Source organism: Hydrocarboniphaga sp. FW305-C-57 (genome assembly GCF_058783045.1).
In genome coordinates this window covers 703,464-721,297 of the sequence record NZ_JBYSYG010000001.1, presented here as the reverse complement: position 1 = coordinate 721,297, position 17,834 = coordinate 703,464, and the positions used below count along the sequence as shown (strand labels likewise).

16 protein-coding genes are annotated in these 17,834 nt (G+C 64.7%); 7 read left to right on the top strand and 9 right to left on the bottom strand.

Annotation, left to right across the window (positions count from 1 at the left end; genetic code table 11):
* Positions 1–15: 15 nt before the first annotated feature.
* Complete coding sequence (locus AC3WUM_RS03330) at positions 16–903, bottom strand: SDR family oxidoreductase (protein ID WP_492408687.1); 888 nt, start codon at positions 901–903, stop codon at positions 16–18.
* Between the two features lie 77 nt (positions 904–980).
* Here AC3WUM_RS03330 and AC3WUM_RS03325 point away from each other — a divergent pair, with 77 nt between their 5' ends.
* Positions 981–1,823, top strand: a complete 843-nt coding sequence (locus AC3WUM_RS03325) for a helix-turn-helix transcriptional regulator (RefSeq protein WP_492408686.1) — start codon at positions 981–983, stop codon at positions 1,821–1,823.
* 15 nt (positions 1,824–1,838) lie between these two features.
* On the opposite strand, the gene AC3WUM_RS03320 is transcribed toward AC3WUM_RS03325, so the two are convergent.
* On the bottom strand, positions 1,839–2,858 hold the full coding sequence (locus AC3WUM_RS03320; RefSeq protein ID WP_492408685.1) for a GlxA family transcriptional regulator: 1,020 nt from the start codon (positions 2,856–2,858) through the stop codon (positions 1,839–1,841).
* 126 nt (positions 2,859–2,984) lie between these two features.
* On the opposite strand from AC3WUM_RS03320, the gene AC3WUM_RS03315 reads away from it, so the two are divergent.
* From AC3WUM_RS03315 to AC3WUM_RS03295, 5 genes are all read left to right on the top strand, one after another.
* Positions 2,985–3,836: an oxidoreductase gene (locus AC3WUM_RS03315; RefSeq protein WP_492408683.1), complete on the top strand. Its 852-nt coding sequence runs from the start codon at positions 2,985–2,987 to the stop codon at positions 3,834–3,836.
* Between the two features lie 11 nt (positions 3,837–3,847).
* The gene (locus AC3WUM_RS03310) at positions 3,848–5,194 is read left to right on the top strand and encodes a hypothetical protein (protein ID WP_492408681.1); all 1,347 of its coding nucleotides are present in this window, start codon (positions 3,848–3,850) and stop codon (positions 5,192–5,194) included.
* Positions 5,195–5,363: 169 nt separating this feature from the next.
* On the top strand, positions 5,364–6,737 hold the full coding sequence (locus AC3WUM_RS03305; protein WP_492408679.1) for a spinster family MFS transporter: 1,374 nt from the start codon (positions 5,364–5,366) through the stop codon (positions 6,735–6,737).
* Between the two features lie 40 nt (positions 6,738–6,777).
* Positions 6,778–8,004, top strand: a complete 1,227-nt coding sequence (locus AC3WUM_RS03300) for a cytochrome P450 (protein WP_492408677.1) — start codon at positions 6,778–6,780, stop codon at positions 8,002–8,004.
* 28 nt (positions 8,005–8,032) lie between these two features.
* On the top strand, positions 8,033–8,482 hold the full coding sequence (locus tag AC3WUM_RS03295) for an acyl-CoA thioesterase (RefSeq protein ID WP_492408675.1): 450 nt from the start codon (positions 8,033–8,035) through the stop codon (positions 8,480–8,482).
* Between the two features lie 432 nt (positions 8,483–8,914).
* Here the strand turns inward: AC3WUM_RS03295 and AC3WUM_RS03290 are convergent, their stop codons facing one another.
* Both AC3WUM_RS03290 and AC3WUM_RS03285 read right to left on the bottom strand, forming a co-directional pair.
* Entirely contained in the window at positions 8,915–9,943 is a 1,029-nt protein-coding gene (locus tag AC3WUM_RS03290) for a phytanoyl-CoA dioxygenase family protein (protein WP_492408673.1), read from the bottom strand.
* 94 nt (positions 9,944–10,037) lie between these two features.
* A complete protein-coding gene (locus AC3WUM_RS03285) occupies positions 10,038–11,165 on the bottom strand; it encodes an amidohydrolase family protein (RefSeq protein WP_492408672.1) in 1,128 nt (375 codons plus the stop codon).
* 193 nt (positions 11,166–11,358) lie between these two features.
* Between AC3WUM_RS03285 and AC3WUM_RS03280 the strand changes: the two genes are divergently transcribed.
* Positions 11,359–12,807: a FadR/GntR family transcriptional regulator gene (locus AC3WUM_RS03280; RefSeq protein ID WP_492408671.1), complete on the top strand. Its 1,449-nt coding sequence runs from the start codon at positions 11,359–11,361 to the stop codon at positions 12,805–12,807.
* A gap of 117 nt (positions 12,808–12,924) precedes the next feature.
* Here AC3WUM_RS03280 and AC3WUM_RS03275 read toward each other — a convergent pair whose 3' ends face one another.
* From AC3WUM_RS03275 to AC3WUM_RS03255, 5 genes are all read right to left on the bottom strand, one after another.
* Positions 12,925–13,611 carry a TerC family protein gene (locus AC3WUM_RS03275; protein WP_492408670.1) on the bottom strand — a complete coding sequence of 229 codons (687 nt, stop codon included), beginning with the start codon at positions 13,609–13,611 and terminating at the stop codon, positions 12,925–12,927.
* Between the two features lie 180 nt (positions 13,612–13,791).
* Entirely contained in the window at positions 13,792–14,097 is a 306-nt protein-coding gene (locus AC3WUM_RS03270) for a DUF4387 domain-containing protein (protein ID WP_007183886.1), read from the bottom strand.
* 24 nt (positions 14,098–14,121) lie between these two features.
* Positions 14,122–15,483, bottom strand: a complete 1,362-nt coding sequence (locus AC3WUM_RS03265) for an acyclic terpene utilization AtuA family protein (RefSeq protein WP_492408669.1) — start codon at positions 15,481–15,483, stop codon at positions 14,122–14,124.
* A complete protein-coding gene (locus AC3WUM_RS03260) occupies positions 15,473–16,828 on the bottom strand; it encodes a CitMHS family transporter (protein WP_492408668.1) in 1,356 nt (451 codons plus the stop codon). The genes AC3WUM_RS03265 and AC3WUM_RS03260 overlap by 11 nt, the downstream gene beginning before the upstream one ends.
* Positions 16,825–17,823 (bottom strand): amidohydrolase family protein, encoded by a 999-nt coding sequence (locus AC3WUM_RS03255; RefSeq protein ID WP_492408667.1) that lies wholly within the window; start codon positions 17,821–17,823, stop codon positions 16,825–16,827. Before AC3WUM_RS03255 ends, AC3WUM_RS03260 begins: the two co-directional genes overlap by 4 nt.
* Positions 17,824–17,834: the final 11 nt, after the last annotated feature.

Below are 17,834 nucleotides of genomic sequence, written 5' to 3'. Positions count from 1 at the left end.
GCAGACCGGCGGCGATCAGCCGCCGAAGTAAGCGGCACGATCGAGATCGGCGAGCAAGCCCGGCCCAGTCGGCGACCAACCGAGCCATTCGCGCGTCTGCCGGCTCGAAGCCGGACTGTCGAGCATCGCAAAGTGCGCGAACCACTCGAAATGCGCCGTGGCTTCTTCGATGGACCGGCCGACGACGGGCAGGCCCAGACGGCGCCCGATCACTTCCGCGATTTCGCGAAACGCGATGCCTTCCTCGGCGACCGCGTGATAACGCGACTCGCGAGCGCCCGTCTCGAGCACCCGGCGGTAAACCCGCGCCGCGTCGAGCCGATGGACCGCGGGCCAGCGATTCAGGCCCTCGCCGACGTAAGCCGAAACGCCTTTGCGACGCGCGAGATCGATCAGCATCGGCACGAAGCCGTGATCGCCATCGCCGTGCACGGACGGCGGCAACCGCACCACCGAAACACGAACCCCACGCTCCGCGACTGCGTCGGCCGCCTGCTCCGAAGCGATGCGCGGATTCGCACCGGCCGGCCTCGCCTGCTCGTCCGAAACCCGTCCTGAAGCCAGCAGCCCGGTTCCGGACGTCACGATCAGCGGCCTGTCGGAGCCCTCGAGCTCGGCGCCAAGTGCCTCGATCGCCTGCCGGTCGATCTCGCAATTGGCTGCGAATTTCGTGAAGTCGTGAATGAAAGCGGTGTGGATCACCGCGTCCGCCTTCGCGACACCTTCCCGCAGGCTTCGCAAGTCCTGCACGTCGCCGCGATGGGCCATAACCCCGATCGCCGATAGCGCCTCGACCGTCGCCGTGCTGCGTGCAAGGCCGAGCACCTCATGTCCCGCATGACGCAGTTCCGCGACCACCGCACTACCGACGAATCCCGTCGCTCCGGTTACGAATACCTTCATGCCCAAACTCCTGGTTTCATTCAGGCGCAGTATTCTTGGCCGATCAGGTCTGGAAAAAGCCGGGCGCGTATACCGGTATGGCGACTAACACCCTCAAGCAAGCACCCACGGATTCGAGCGCTTCGCTCGGCAGCTTCCTGCGTGACCGGCGCTCGCGCCTGCAGCCCGCGACGAACGCTCCGGGCCGCAGGCGCACGCCCGGTCTACGACGCGAGGAAGTCGCGGCCCGCGCGGCCGTCAGCGTCACCTGGTATACCTGGCTCGAACAGGGCCGTGGCGGATCACCCTCCGAGGAAGTGCTGGAACGTCTGGCGCGCGCGCTCGAGCTCGATGCGGTCGGCCGCGAGATGCTGTTCTTTCTCGCGCAGCAGAGACCGCCGCCCGTCGCGCCTGGCCCGACACCCGCCGTCACGCCGACTCTGCAGCGCGTGCTGGATTGCATGTGCGGTACGGCGGCGATCGTGAAGACCCCGTGCTGGGACGTGGTCGCCTGGAACCGAGCCGCGACGCAATTGCTGACCGACTACTCCGCCCTGCCCGTGCGCGAGCGCAACGTGCTCAGAATGCTGTTCTGCGATCCGAGATCACGTACGCGTCTGCTCGATTGGGAAGAGAACGCGCGCTTCGCGCTCGGTGTGTTTCGAGTCGACGTGACACGGACCGGGGGCAATGCGGAGGCACACGCGCTCGCCGCGGAGTTGCAGCAGACCAGCCCCGAATTCCGCCGCCTTTGGGCCGAGAACGAGGTGCGCGGACACGGCATCGGGCACAAGCGCTTCCAGCATCCCACGCTCGGTGCATTGACACTCGAATACTCCGCCTTCGCCGTCGACGGCTCCAAAGGACTCAGCATGATCGTGTTCTCGCCGATTTCGCAGGCCGATGCGCGGGCCATCGAACGCCTGCTCGCAAGCCGATAGTGCCCGGACGCGACATCAGCTCGCCCTGCTGCGCCAGCCGCTCGGCGTCATTCCGCTCTCGCGCTTGAACAGCCGAGCGAAGAAGGCCGGATCGTCGTAACCGACCTGCCTGCCGATCTGTTCCACCGGCAGCGTCGTACGATCGAGCATGCGGCGCGCCGACTCCATGCGCAGGCGCTGCAGATAAGCTTGCGGGGCGAGGCCCGTGGCCTGGCGGAATCGGCGCAGCAAGGTGCGTGCGCTCACCGCAAGGCTCGTCGCAAGCTCGTCGAGTCGCACGGGCTCGGAGTAGCGCTGCTGCAGCCAATACTGGGCGCGCGCGACGAGTGGATCGAGCGAGGCGGTTTCGACGAGGCCGTGCAGTTGCAGGGCTTCGGGAGCCGCCGGGGCCGCCGCGTCGATCAGCGTGGTCTTCTCGACCCAATCGGCGGTGTTCGGCGATGTGATCTCGCGCAGCAAGCGCAGTGCGAGCGCAGGCCAGGCGCTCATCGGACCTGCGCACAACACGCCCGGCGCCTGCGTGAGCGCGGTCGATCGCTGCAGGGCGACGGCCGGATAGCGACGATGAAACGCGGCCTCGAGCCACCAAGGCACGCAAGCCGGCTTTCCGTCGAGCAGTCCTGCTTCCGCGAGCAGGCCGATGCTGCCTCCGCAGGCTGCGATCCAGGTTTCACGCTTCGCTTGCAACTGCAGCCAGTCGCTGACGGGCGACAGTGCATCGAGCGTAACGATCCAATCGCGGGCAGCGCGCGTTTCGAACGCGGCGACCAGCACGGCATCGTAGCTCGCGGCTGATGTGCTACCGATCGCGCCGTCGACGTCGAGCGAAGCGCCCGATGCGAGCCGTACCGGCGCTCCGTCGATCGACAGCCAGCGCGTGCGCAGCGGCGCCTTCGCCTGTCGCGTCGGGCGCTCGCGTAACTCGCCGGTGCGTTCGCAGGAATAGCGATTGGCGAGCTGTAGTAGATCGGTTGCGAGCGCGACGCTCGACAACTCGGCACGCGGCGGTATCAGGATCGCGACGCTGCGACTCATGGCTCGCTCGATTGATGGCGACGGAGCGACTATAGCGATGTCCGATTCGTCATCGCTATCCGGCGGATTCGAACGGGCCGCTTCGGTCACGGATTTCTAGACTCTTCGCATAACGAGGAGAGTTCGATGACGACGCAATCGCAGCAGGGCCGCACCTGGCTCATCACCGGCATTTCGAGTGGTTTCGGCAAGGCCTTCGCGCAGGCAGCGCTCGATGCAGGCGCCAGCGTCATCGGCACCGCACGCAAGCCCGAGCAGATCGAGGCCTTCAAGGCACTCGCACCCGGACGCTCGCATGCGATCAGACTCGACGTCACCGATGCCGAAGGCGTTCCGCATGCGATCGAACAGGCGATCGCGATCACCGGGCGCATCGACGTGCTCGTCAACAACGCGGGCTATGCTCTCGTCGGCGCGGTCGAAGAAGCCGACGAGGCTCAGTTCCACCGCCAGATCGAGACCAATCTGTTCGGCGCCTGGCGCGTGACGCGCGCGGTGCTGCCGCAGATGCGCAAGCAGCGCTCGGGCCACATCCTCAACATCGCCTCGGTGGCCGGCCGCATCGGCTCGCCGGGCCTCGGCTGCTATGCGGCCTCGAAGTTCGCACTCGAAGGCTTGTCCGAAGCGCTGTCCGGCGAAGTGGCTCCGCTCGGCATACGCGTGACCATCGTCGAACCGGGTGGATTCCGCACCGAGTTCGCGGGCGACAGCTCGGCTTATTCGCAGCCGGCGATCGACGATTACGCGGCGACGGCCGGACGCATGCGCGAGATGCTCGGCAAGTTCCACAACCAGCAGCCCGGCGATCCGGCCAAGGCGGCGCAGGTGCTGGTCCAGCTCACCGGAATGCCGGAACCCCCGCTGCGCCTCGTGCTCGGCAGCGACGTACTGCCGCGCGTGCATCAGAAGATCGATGCGCTCAAGTCCGAGCTCACGCGCTGGGAAGCGCTGACGCTGTCGACCGATTTCGCTCGCTGAGTCTCTCCGCCATGACGCCCATTCGACGCCAGTTGCTCGATCTCTGTAGCGCCCCCGATCACTACGAGCGCGACGCGCGCGAGATCGCCGAATTGCAGCTGCTCGCAGCGCAGGAACTGTTCGAACAGCGCATCGAGCAATTGCCGCTGCTCAAGCGCCGCGCCGACGACGGCGCGATCACGCGCATCGGCAAGCTCGACGACTTGCTGCCGCTGCTGCTGCCGCATACGGCGTACAAATCCTACCCGCCCTCCTTCATCGAACAGGGCCGCTGGGACCGCATGCTGCAATGGCTGCAGACGCTGTCGGTCGAGGATTTGCGCGATACCGATATCCGCGACGTCAAGGGCATCGACGACTGGATCGATCGCCTTTGGGCCTCCGGCCACCAGGTCATGGCGACGAGCGGTACCTCCGGAAAATGTTCGTTCCTCAATCGCAGCCTGCGTGATCGCGAAGCGTTGCGCGAGTACTTCAAGGTCGTCATGGGTGGCTTTCTCGGGCTCACGCCGAAGCAGGACCGACCCGTTTTCCAGCTGTTTCCGAAGGGCGGGCCGAACTACGGCGTGCAGTCCTCGCTGATGAATGCGGAGCTCTGGGGTCGGCCCGGCGACATCCACTTTCTTTCGGACGAGCCGCTCAGGATCTCCGAGGTGAGCCGCGCCGCGACACTGCGCAAGCGCATGAAGGAAGGCGTTGCGACACCGACCGAGATCGCAAACTTCGAAGCCGAGACTGCGGCGAAGAACCTGCAGTCTCAGGCCAAGCTCCGCCAGATGGTCGAGAAGATCCTCGCGCATCGGCACGAGCCGATCTTCCTCTCGGGCATGTGGGCCCAGCACTGGATCATCATGCAGACCGCGCGCTCGATGGGTATCGGCGACGGCGAGTTCCACCCCGACAGCCTCGTCGCCGCGGGCGGCGGGCTCAAGGGCATCATGCTGCCCGATGACTACGAACAACAGATCAACCGCTTCTACGGCAACGTCAAGCGGCCGAAGAACTACGGCATGACCGAGATGGCGCTGATGCTTCCGCGCTGCGAGGCGCAGCGCTATCACGTGCCGGCCGGCCTGATCCCGCTCGTCGTCAACGCGAACGCGGACGAGTTGATCGGCCGTGCCGACGGCGTCGTCGAAGGTCGCTTCGCTTTCGTCGACCTGCTGTTCGAAGGACGCTGGGGCGGCGTGATCGGCGGCGACCGCGTGCGCATCGATTTCGCGCCGACCTGCGCCTGCGGTCGCCGCGGCCCGGTGCTGCTCGAGCCGATCACACGCTTCGCTGCGCCCGGCGAAGACGATCACATCGGCTGCGCGGGCACCATCGACGCCTACCTGCGCGGCGCCGTCGAAGCCTGATCCCGGCTTCACTGCAAGCGTTTCACTTTCCATCATGAAATTCACTTCATGTCCGATCAACTCACCAATCCTTCCTGATTTGAAGCGCTTTCAGTTTAAGTTTTCCAGCGTCTATACTCCGGTCCACGGGCGCGCTCGCTTTTCCGACGCCCGCGCAAGCGGCCGCCACATGGCACCGCCCGATAATCAGATGCAGGCCCGCGGTATCCACGGCCCGGAGGATCTCAAGGTGAACAGCTCGCAAGCGCCCGCCGCGTCGACGGCGGCGCCGTCACGCTATCGCTGGTACGTACTCAGCACGCTGGTGCTGATCTACGCGATGCATCACATGGACCGGCAGATCGTCACGCTGCTGCTGGAACCGATCAAGCACGAATTCGCGCTATCCGACAGCCAGCTCGGCTTTCTCGCCGGCCTGAGCTATGCGATCGCGTTCGGGCTCGCCGGCCTGCCGCTCGGCTGGCTGGTCGATCGCGTGCATCGCGTGCGCCTGCTGTCGACGCTGCTGTTCGTCTGGAGCGGCCTCACCGCGCTCTGCGGGATCGCCAACAGCTATCTGTCGCTGGTGCTCGCGCGCATCGGCATCGGCGCAGCGGAATCCGGCGGGACGCCCACCAACATGTCGCTGCTGGCCGATTACTTCGATCGCAAGTCGCGGCCGATGGCGATGGGCATTTACTACACGGGCACGCAGATCGGCACCATCGTCGGCTTCGCGGTCGCGGCCATCGTCGCGCAGCAGTACGGCTGGCGGGCGGCGTTTCTCGTCGCCGGTATTCCGGGCCTGCTGCTCGTGCTGCTGTTGCTCGGCACCATACGCGAGCCGCGTCGCGGGGCCAGCGATGCCCCCGATCCCGTCGGCGCCAGCGGCATGCAACCGCCGCCTCCGTTCATACAGACGCTGCGCTTCATCTGGTCGCAGCGTGCGCAGGTGCACACGATGATCGGCATCGTCATCGCGATGGCGGTGACCGCCGGCATGAGCGCCTGGCTCGCTCCGCTGATGATTCGCAGCTACGGCGTCAACCTCAAAACCGCTGGCTTTTCACTGGCCTTCGGCGTCGCCACATTCGGCATGCTCGGCTCGCTCGCGGGCGGCTGGCTCGCGAGCCGCATCAGCGAACGCGATCCCTCGCAGTTGCCCAAGCTCACCGCACTCGCGACCTTTCTGACCGTGCCTGCTGCGGTCTACGGCATTCTCGCAGGCTCGCTGTGGCTCACGGTCGCCGGCTTCGCGATTCAGCACTTCGCCAACGCGATGATCGTCGCGACCGGCTATCCGCTATCGATGGAACTCACGCGCACCAACATGCGCGGCACCACGATGGCGCTGCTGCAAGTGCTCTGCAACATGTGCGGCTACGGGCTCGGGCCGCAGATCGTCGGCTGGCTCAGCGATGGGCTGAATCCGCAGTTCGGCGACAAGGCGCTTTCCTACGGCATGGTGGCGCTCGCGCTCTGCAACCTGTGGGCGACCGGCCATCTGCTGTTCGCCGCACGCTGGACACGAAATAATCTCGCGAGGGCCGCTGCGCCCGTCTGAGGGCTGCGGTGAGGTCGTCGCTCTTCTGGAGGAAGACGTCATGAGCAGCGAACCCTATCGCTTCGACCCGATGAGCGCGAAGACGCTCGCGGATCCTGGCGTGGCCTATTCCGAGCTGCGCGAGCGCTGCCCTTTCCATCACTACAAGGGCGAGCACTACGAGTTCTATATCACCAGCGACTACGAGGAGATCAAGCGCGACATCCTCGCCGACAATCCGGTGTGGTCGTTCAAGTACGGCAACGCGGCCAAGGACACGATCAGCGAGGTCGGCTTCAAGACCGATCCGCCGTTCCACATGGCGTTTCGCGCGGCGATGCAGCCGGGCCTGCTGCCGAAGGCGGTCATGCGCTACGAGCGCGAAGCCGAGACGATCGCCGGCGAGCTGATCGATCGCATGCTGGAGAAAGACTCAGGCGACTTCCACGACGAGTTCGCCCTGCCGCTGCCCGCGCAGATGATGTGCGTGATGCTCGGCACGAAGCGCAGCGACTATCTGCATTACAAGCACTGGGCCGACGAACTGCAACTGCAGCTGTTCCACGATCCGACGCCCGGATCGTTCGAAGTCATCCTGGGCCAGATCCTGCCGCATTTCCGCGGGCTCATCGCCGAGCGCCGCAAGCTGCTCGAAGCCAGCGGAGCCGAGCCTTCACCGCTGTTGCTCGGCAACGTGCTGCCCGACGACTACATCTCGCGCTCGCTCGTCGCCAAGGTCGAGGGACGGCCGCTGACCGAAGAAGAGATTCTCAACGTCTGCCTGGCCTTTTTGACCGGCGGACAGGAAACGACGACCGGACTCATCGGCAATCTGATGTGGCGATTGCTGCAAGCCCCCGAACGCTGGGAACAACTCAAGGCCAATCCGTCGCTGATCGAATCGGCGGTCGAAGAAAGCCTGCGCTACGACCCGCCGGTACTCGCGCATTTCCGCACGAGCCTGTGTCCGGTGACGATGCACGGCGAGCAATTGCCCGAGCGCACCAAGCTCATGTTCAACATCACCGGAGCCAATCGCGACCCACAGCGATTCGCCGACCCCGAGAGCTTCCGTATCGATCGCCCGCTCGCCGAGGCGCGCGCGCACCTGTCGTTCGGCAACGGCGTTCATTTCTGCATGGGAGCTCCGGTTGCGCGCATGGAGGCCAAGGTGGCGATGCGCCTGCTGATCGAGCGACTGCCGAAGCTGCGCCTGGACGGCGAGCCGGAGCGTTTCGAATCGTGGATGCACTGGGGCAAGACCAAGCTGCCGGTGCGCTGGGATTAAACTGCGCGCACCATCGAAGAGAGACCCGATGACCGACAAGACCGCAGACAAGATCGCCGAAACGCGCGATCGCTACCGCTACTGGCTCTCGATTCCAACGCGCTGGATGGACGGTGATCCGTACGGCCACGTCAACAACGCGCAGTACTACTCGTTCATCGATACCGTGGTCACGGCGATGCTGATCGAGAAGCAGGTGCTGCGCGGCCCGCACTGGAACGCGATCGGTCTGGTGATCGAGAGCCAGTGCGTCTACTCGGCGCCGATCACGTTTCCCGAGATCGTCGAGGCGGGCTTGCGCATCGGACGCGTCGGCGGCAGCAGCCTGCGTTATGAAGTGGCCCTATTCAAGAAAGGCGAGGACAAGCCCGCCGCGGTCGCGCACTTCGTGCACGTATTCGTCGATCCGCAGACGCGTCGCCCGGTGTCGCTCGTCGAGCCGGTGCGCAAGGCGATGCTGGAGCTGACGCTCGGTTAGCGATACACGCGCAACCCGGCGACGCGGCGCTCGACCGCGGAAATCCTCTTCTTGCAGCGAGAGAGGAACGTCAACGGAAACCGCGGGACATGATCGATGCCTGCAGTTCCCTCTCCCGCCTGCGGGAGAGGGTGAGCCGAAGGACCGGGAGAGGGCTGCTTGGAAAGTGCGCGCACTTTTCGGGCGGCCCCTCTCTCCCCCGCTGCGCGGGGACTCTCTCCCGCAAGCGGGAGAGAGAAACGTCTACGACACCGCGGAGCACATTCGATGCCTGCAGTCCCCTCTCCCGCCTGCGGGAGAGGGTGGTCCGAAGGACTGGGAGAGGGCTGCTTGGAAGGTGCGCGCACTTTTCGGACGGCCCCTCTCTCCCCCGCTGCGCGGGGACTCTCTCCCGCTCGCGGGAGAGAGGAACATCGAAGGAAACCGCTTCGATCAAACGTGCTTCTTGTGCTGGTCGTCGTCGTAGCCGTAGGTGCGGCCGGCCTTGAGATTGCCGAACGGAACCGCCTTCTTGGTTCCGCCGCGCGTGAGCTCGGGCACGAACGGCATGCCGCGATTGAGCGACTGGCGATCGCCCGGGTGGCGCGGCTCGAAGCGGCCCGCGGCGTCGACACGGAAGCCCAGCAGCGAGAGCACTTCCTTGGGCAGCGATTCGTAGACGTCCTGATGCAGGCTTTGCACGATGTCGTCCATCGGGCGCATCCACGACTGGCTCCAGAGCAGCGTGAACGAGTAACGCACCGTGTCCGAGCTCGATTCGCCGGACTGATGCCAGGTGCGGCTTTCGAACAGGATCACGTCACCGGCCTTGCAGCATACCGGCACGGTGTTGATCGGATCCGGATTGATCGGCGTACCGTTCGGGCCCAGCGCAGTGCGCGGATACACGCCCCACTTGTGACTGCGCGGCACCACGCGCGTCGCCCCCATTTCTTCGGTGAAATCGGTCAGGCAGACCATCATGTTCAGATACACCGGCGTCGGCGTCGGGAACGGCACGAACTGCTGGTCGGTGTGAATGACCATCGGCGTCGCGCCCTTCTTGACGATGAGCCCGGTCATGCCCGACAGCAGCATCGGATAGTTCTTGAAACAGTGATTCGCGTACTGGTGCAGCACCGGGTTCATCACGCCCAGATCGATGAAGATGCGCCCCTTGTTGACGAGCATCGGAATGCCCTGCCAGCACGGCGGCGCCTCGCCATCGCTCGCGCGGCCGATCCAGGTCTTGCTCGTCGAGCTCTGATCGCTGAGCTGGGCCACGCCCTGCTCCTCCTCGAGTTCGGCCTGCTCCTTGAGGCGAGCGAGCATCGCGGCGACCTGTTCGGCATTGAACAGGCCCTTGTGCACGGCCAGGCCGTATTCGTCGAGATTGCGCTTGTTCTGTTCGATGTCGGAGCTCGGCTCCGGCAGGTCGAGGCTATAGGCTGCGGGCATCGCCGCGGCGAACGAAATACTCATGTTGCTTCTCCTCGGTCACACTCCGCCGGCACTGCTGACGGCGGCCGCTGACGCGTTATCTATGATGTTGGAAGCGGTGCAGCGAAAACTCGGCTCAGGCCGCGGCAGCGAACTTCGCAGCCATCGCGGCGGAATCGGCCTTGCTCTTGGCGATGTCGACCTTGTAGAGGCGCGCCGCGTTGCCGCCGAGGATCGCGGCGCGGTCTTCGGCCGAAATCTCGATGCCCTCGAAGATGCCGTCGATGACTTTCTTCGAATGCGGGAAAGTGCCTTCGAGGTGCGGATAATCCGCAGCCCACATGAGCGGACGCACGCCGGTGACCGCGCGCGACATGATGCAGGCGCGATCGAACTGGAAGGTGCAGCTGACCTGACGCTTCACGAACTCGCTCGGCATCATCGACAGCTTGGGCTTCACGTAGAACTGATGCGCGTTGTAGACCTCGTCCATGCGCTCGCAAAGGAAGGCAAGCCACGATGCGCCGGCTTCCACCGTCACCATCTGCAGGTTCGGGAAGCGGTCGAGCGTGCCGCCGCAGACCATCTGGAACACCGCGCGCTGCGCCGAGTTGCCCACTTCCACGTAGTTGATCACCGCGCCGCCCGGGCCGCGCTCGTAGACCGGCGACGAACCGGTGCCGACGTGCCAGGAGATCGGAATGCCGGCTTCCTGCGCAACGGCCCACAGCGGGTCGAGTTCGGCGCTGTTGTACTTGAGGCCCTCGGGCAGCACGCAGGGCACCAGCGCCGAGCGATAACCCATCTTGGCGCAGCGCTCGAGCTCGGCCACGGCCTGCGCGACGGTGCCCGGAGCCAGCGGCAGCAGCGCGGTCGGCACGAAGCGGTTCGGGTGCGGCTTGAAGGTTTCGAGGCACCAGTCGTTGTAGATCTGGACGCAAGCGAGCTTGAGCTCCGGATCTTCGACGAGGTACGGCACGCCACCGGCGGTCGGATAGATCACTTCGGCGTCGATACCGTCCTGCGCCATGTCCTTCAAGCGTGGGTTGAGATCCGGCAGCACACCACCGTGGCGTTCCTGGCCGTGATAGCCGTCGCCCATGTTCATGCGATGGACGATCTTGTTGTCGCAGATGATGTTGAGGAAGCCGTCCTTCTTCTCGGTGCGCGGGCCGCGATCCTTCATGGCCTGCGGCAGGCGCTCGGCGAACAGCGTCTTCGGCTCGATGACGTGCGCGTCCATGCTGAATACGAAATCACCCATGTCTACTTCTCCTCCTGCCTGTTTGCGGCCCGCTTCGCTGCGGCGCTCGATCGATGGTGGGGCCCCTTTCGAGGTTGCTGCATGAATCGATAGTGTCCTATTTAAAAAGTCCGGTCAAGCCTCCGGCACGCTGCTTTCGGCTGTGAGTTTCCCTACACTTTCGTTAAATCCAACCTTCCCTCCTGCACAGCACTTGAACGACGCCGCCGCAAAACCGCCGAAGCGGGCCGAACTGCTGGTCGCTGCGATCGAGCAGCGCATCGAACTCGAACAGCTGCAGCCAGGGGCATCGCTCGGCACGGAACCGGTGCTGATGGCGCAGTACGGCGTGAGCCGCGAAACCTTGCGCAACGCCATCCGCCAGCTCGAACGCCACGGCGTCGCACGCATGCGCCGCGGCGGTGGTGGCGGCGGCGGCGGGCTCGTGATCGAAGCCGTCGCCTCACAGACCGCCGTGCACGCGATCACCGCGCATCTGGAGTTCAGCGACATCGGCTGGAGCGAGATCGTCGAGGCGCGCGCACTCATCGACATCGAAGCGGCCGTCGAAGCGAGCCGCCGCTCGGACGACATCAGCGCGGCCCGCCTGCGCCAGCTGAGCGCCGACCTCGATCGCGGATCGACGGTTCCGCGCGAAATCGCGCGCCGGCACCTGGCGCTGCCGACGGCGATCGCCGAACTCGCGGCCAACCCGGTGATCAGCCTGTTCTCGTCCGCGCTGAGCGACTGGACGCTCGACATCCTGCCGTCGGAGCTCGGATCGCCCGAATTGCGCGATCGCGAGATGCACCTGGTCAACGACATCCTGCGCGAGCTCGTCGAGGCGATCGTGCGCGGCGACGAAGCCGCCTCGCGCAAGGCCGCCGAAGCCTTCTCCGCGCGATCGATCAAGGTTTCGCAGTTCATCGAAAGCCGTCGCCGGCGCACGCGGGTCGACGAGTGGTTCAAGACGTCGAGGCCGGACAGCGACGACAAGCTCGCCCAGCGCCTCGCGCTCGCGCTCGCGCAGGACGTCGCCGCGCGCGGCTGGCCCGACGAGCGCTTCGGCGCCGAAGCCGAACTCATGGATCGCTTCGGCGTGAGCCGCTCGATCTGGCGCGAAGCGATTCGCCTGCTCGAAATGCACGGCATCGCGCGGCCGCGTCGCGGGCGCGGCGGCGGCCTCATGATCGGGCGGCCCGATGCGACGTACACCATCGATTCGGCCAAGCGTTATCTGCGTCGGGCGCACCTCAAGCAGTCGCACTATCTCGACATGCGCAGCGTGCTCGAAGCCGGCGCGATCAGCTTCGCGATCACGCGCGCCACCGAGGACGAAATGATCGGGCTCGATCGGCTCGGCAAGCGGCTCGCCCAGGCCGACGACTCGCAGACGGTCGCCGCGGCCGTCGACTGGCACTGCCACCTGAGCACGCTATGCGGCAATCGTGCGCTGTCGCTGCTGCTGCGCATTCTGCTGTCGCTCACCCAGGACCCCGAAGCGAAAGTACCCGCGTCGATCGCCGAGCTGCTGCGTCAGCGTCATGCCAAGCTCTCGCAAGCCGTAATCGGGCGCGACGAAGCCAAGGCTCAGCGCATCGCGCGCGAGCACTTCGAATGGCTGCAAGAGATGCTGGATCTGCAGCTCGGATCGCTGTCTTGAATCGAATAGGGAGAGAGATGCCGGCTCGGTGACGCACCGACGTCAGCCGCGAGCCATTCAGGGTCCTCGGACGATTCTCTAGACGAGAGCAGGGCCAGCGCATCGAAGCGCTGCCCCTCACGATCCGCCGCGATGCTGCGCGAGTAGTTTTCCGATGGCCACTACGAGCACCGCCCCGATCGCCGCCGAGCCAAGATGGGCCCACTGCGGCGGTTCGCCGAGGCGCGGGGCCAAATAGGCATCACCCAGCCACAATGCTCCGCCGACCCAGCCGAGCAAGGCGCTACCAAAGACCATCACCAATGGGAAGCGATCCATCAGCGCGAGCACAAGTTTGCTGCCCCACACGATGATCGGAACGCTGATGATGATACCGAAGGCAACCAGACCGATGTGACCATTCGCGGCGCCAGCGATGGCGATGACGTTGTCGATGCTCATGACCGCGTCTGCGACGATCACAGTGCGAATCGCACCGAGCAGATGGGATCGGCCCACGATGTCGGTATGTCCGTCTTCGTCGTCGGTCGCGAGCAGCTTGATGCCGATCCAGAACAGCAGCAGCGAACCGATGATCTTCAGGAACGGCAACGCCAGCAATTGCAGCGCGAAGAAGATCAGCAGCATGCGCAGGGCGATAGCCCCGAAAAGGCCCCAAAAAATGCCTTTGTTTCGCAGTTCGGGCGATAGCTTGCGGCAGGCGAGCGCAATGACAACAGCGTTATCGCCGCCCAGCAGAATGTCGATGAAGACGATCTGCGCAATGCTCAACAGCAGTTCGGGGCTCAAAGTCAATTGATCCATGGGCTCTTGTCGATGAGGCTGGTCCGACGAAGACCGCACGTTGCCGGGCAATCCGCCTCCATCGGCTCCGGTGCCCCCGTAATATCCAGCGGTGCAATATGCTGCCCCGCGCCGCCGGGTCGACACCGATCCCGACCGAACCCGTGTGTGACCGCGTTTGCGTAAGACAGCCAGACGACATCAAAGATCGATATCGAGCAATGGCGCGAACTGTTGTCCCCCGTGCATGTCTCGTTCGAACACCCCGCCCTGAGCGTGCGTCCTCGGATAAGAGAACTTGATCACTGCCAGCTCCGGCACCTCGATGCGTTTGACGGTCTCCGGACGCAGATGAAGCCGCTTGGCGATACTGTCGACCGTCAAGCCTGCCTTGTCTTTGTGGGCATCGAAGGATTCTGGGCCGTCAAAGAACAGATCGACCGTGATCCAGAATGGTCCGGCTGCTTTCGAACGCACGTAGCGGCAGACATCATTAAGCTTGGGCATGTGGGAGCGCTCCATTTTTTCCATTCAAGGCCAGTACGCCATGCGTACGAGTTCGAGTCCGTCAACGGTTTCCACGATGTGATTCAGAACAAACTCGTAGCTCCGTCCCAATTGGATTTCCGCCGGTGAGAAGGTGAAACCGTAGCTCGGCAATTCCTTGTCGCGCCGCAGGGGAAAGTGGAAGAAATACGGGTTGCAGATCTTGGCGATTTGCAGCGCAAGTTCTTGAGTTCCGGCTGTCGCGATCAGCAGAAGGCCAAGCTCACGGGTCGGCCATTGGTCGCGCACGGGCAGTCCGGAAACCGCATTCCACCCGTATGGGCGCAACGAAATGTCGTACTGGCCGGCGGCCTCGCCCAGAACAGCGTCCACTCGTTCGATCAAGGTGGCGTGCATGTTGGCCAGGAAGCTGTCTATCTGAGCCAGAACCTGGGGGTCTGTGATTCCGATCAGCATCATGGTCTGGAACGGGCCGTTGGCCGCGCCTTCCAGTTTCATCGTGTAGGGCTTTTCGATGAACCTGGAACCGGTGACTCGCACGATGCGGTCATTTATGGGCTCGTATCTGGCCTGCGTGACGTCGAGAACTCCGCCGGGCTCGTGCAGGAGATACGGGTCGCTGTTCTCGTAGAGCATGTGCGCCGAGACACTGTACGGGGTGCAGCGATTCGTCGCGCTCAACGGCTCGATCTCGAAGGCATCTTGTTCGACGCGAATCACGACTCCACCCTCGAACGGGTTCGTCGTGCAAAGTCCGCCGCACTCGGCGATCTTGCCGGCATGCCATGCGGGGCCGGCCCCCGCACCTCGCATGATGGGCACCGCAGCGATCACGGCGGTGTCGGTCGTGCGTCCTCCGAGCACGATCTCGGCACCGGCCTCCAGAGCGGCGATGTAGGGCTCAGGCCCCATCAGTGCGACGATGTGTTCGCAGGACTCGATCACCGCTTCGCCGAGTTCAACGGACGGAGCCAGCGGTCGAACCCGCCCCTGCGCCAGGCGGTCGCTGATCACACCGCGCTGCTGTTCCGAATAAAGGGTTGCGATCCTCGGCGCCAGCTTCAGCTCCTCGCAGATTTCAAGCACGATCCCTAGAGTCCAATCGACAGCCATGTCGCAACCGGATGTCCCGCAGGATCCGACCAGCAAGGGCACCTTCCATTTGGCCTGCGCGGCGACGAGCAACTTCAGATCGCTTTTGACCGCATCCCGGCTGTACTTGGACAAGCCGGTGGCGAGCGCAGCAGGACCACTATCGGTCGAACCCGCATCCATCGCCATGGCATGCGCACCCGCAGCGAGACCCGCTTCGAGATGCTCGAACTTGATGCCGGCCCCCAATGCACCGACCGGCACGACGACGACAGCTGATTTTTCAGTGTTCAATGAACGATCCTTGATTGGAATGCTGTGGGTGACCCGAAGCGGTGAAAGGGATCGCGCCGGTGACGACGGCGGATAGGACCAGCAAGGCTGCAAGCGCCGCCGCCCACTTCAGTGCAAAGCGCTGCATGGCTCCGATCTCGACATCGAGCAGGCCGACGACCAGATAGACGGCCGCGACCAGCGGGCTCAACGCATGCAAGTTCTGCCCTAGCAGGCAGGCGCGCCCGATCTCGGCGGCGCTGACGCCGTAGTGCGCGGCAGCCTCGGCGATCACCGGCACGATGCCGAAGTAATAAGCATCGTTGGACATCACGAACGTCAGCGGTCCGCTGGCGACTGCCGTAATGACGGCGAGATGACGTCCCATCGATGGCGGGACCACGCCGACGAAGCTGGCGCCCATCGCCTTGACCATTCCAGTCCCGTCCAGAATGCCGGTGAACACCGCGGCGGCGAAAACCAGAAGAATGATCGGCAGCACGTTGGCGCCGTGAGCGGCGATGCGGATGCGCTGGATTCCGACCTGCGGGTAGTTCAGGGCAAGGGCGATCACGAGCCCGATCATGAAAACAACCGGCAACGGCAGGATGTGCGCGACGGCAGCGGCGAGAACCGCCAGCGTGATGATCAGGTTGAGCCAGAAGAATTGCGGGCGTTCCAGGCCGGCTCCCTCGTCGCGCGCGCCTCCGAAGCCCTCGATGGGAGCAAGTTCCGCCACGCCCCCCAGGCGACGGCGTTCTTTGGCACCGAGATACCAGGCCAGTGCGAGAACTCCTGCCGCGCTTATCAGGATCGCGGGGAGCAGGGGCAGAAAGATGTCGTTGACGTCGACCCGGAGAGCCGCGGCCACGCGTGGCGTCGGGCCTCCCCAGGGGACGATGTTGATCAGTCCGTTGGCGGCCCCGAGCAGCAAGCCGAGAATCAACGGGTTGATTCCGAGCCGGCGATAGATCGGCAGGAAGGCGGTAACGGTCACGAGCGCCGTGGTGGCGCCATCACCATCCAGCGAAACCAGCAAGGCCACCAGGGCGCTACCGACGGTAACCCTGCGCGGATCGTTGCCGACGGCCCGAACTACCGCGCGGACCATCGGGTCGAACAGCCCCGCATCGATCATGATGCCGAAGTAGAGCACAGCGAATAACAGCACTACGGCCGTGGGTGCCAGGGCGAGCACGCCCTTCATGATCATGCCGCCCAGATCCGCGCCAAACCCCGAGACCAGCGCGAACACGATGGGAACCGCGATCAGCGCGACCACCGCAGAAGCACGCTTGGTCATGATCAAGGTCATGAACACGGCAACCATGCCGTATCCCAGACCGGCGAGCAGGGACTGGCTCATGCCGCATCCGCTCGGGCGAAGCCGTAGAGGCGAACCGGATTGTCGACCAGGATGCGCGAACGTGTCGCCTCGTCGCCGGCCCAGACGCCGAGGAGATCGAAAAGCCGCGCATCGTCCGGTGGTGTCGCTTCGGTCGCATGCGGCCAGTCGCTGCCCCAGACGAGACGATCCGGGGCCTGCGCCACGAAGGCGCGGGCGATGCGCGTGGCGTCTGGATAATCGGGCGGTCCCTGAGTCGTGTTCAGGTAGGCCCCGGTCAGTTTCACCCACGCTTTGCGCTGGTCCATCAGCCTGCAGATCACACCGAAAGCCGGATGATCCGCCCCTTGGGTTGGAGGTAGCCTGCCCATGTGATCGAACACGATCGGACAGGGCAGCCGATTCAGCAGGGGGGCCGCATCGACGATCTGATCTGCCATCGCATGAATCTGCACGTGCCAGCCGAGATCGGCGATACGGCGAGCGAGCGGCTCGACCATGTCCAGCGTCGTGAAGGCGTCGGCCGGATTCCAGACACTGAACCTGAGACCTCGAACCCCACCTGCATCGAGGCGAAGCAGCTCGGCCTGGTCAACCTCGGGCATCACGACCCCAATGCCACGCCCATTGGGTCCGAGCTGCTTCAGCGCATCGAGCAGGCATGCGTGATCCACGCCATGAATCTTGGTCTGCACGATCACCGCGCGGGAAACGCCGATGCGCTGCTGCAGCTTCCGATAGTCGTTGAACGTGGCTCCGCCGAACCGCTGGGGAAAGTCGCGCCGGAAACGAGCGTCGGCAATATGAAGATGCGCGTCACAGGCATGAGCCGGCGCCCTGGATCGCGGCCGCTCGGTTCCGGCGGAATGGGGAACCGCGGTCCGTTCCCCTGCAGAGACGGGTGCCGCGACGGCGCTCAGCGCAACGGAACCAAGCGATTCGATGAAGGCGCGACGACTAAGGTTCATTGGAGACCAGGACTGAAAAGGAGCGGTGATTCGGCGGGCGGTCACCATCGACCGCTTGC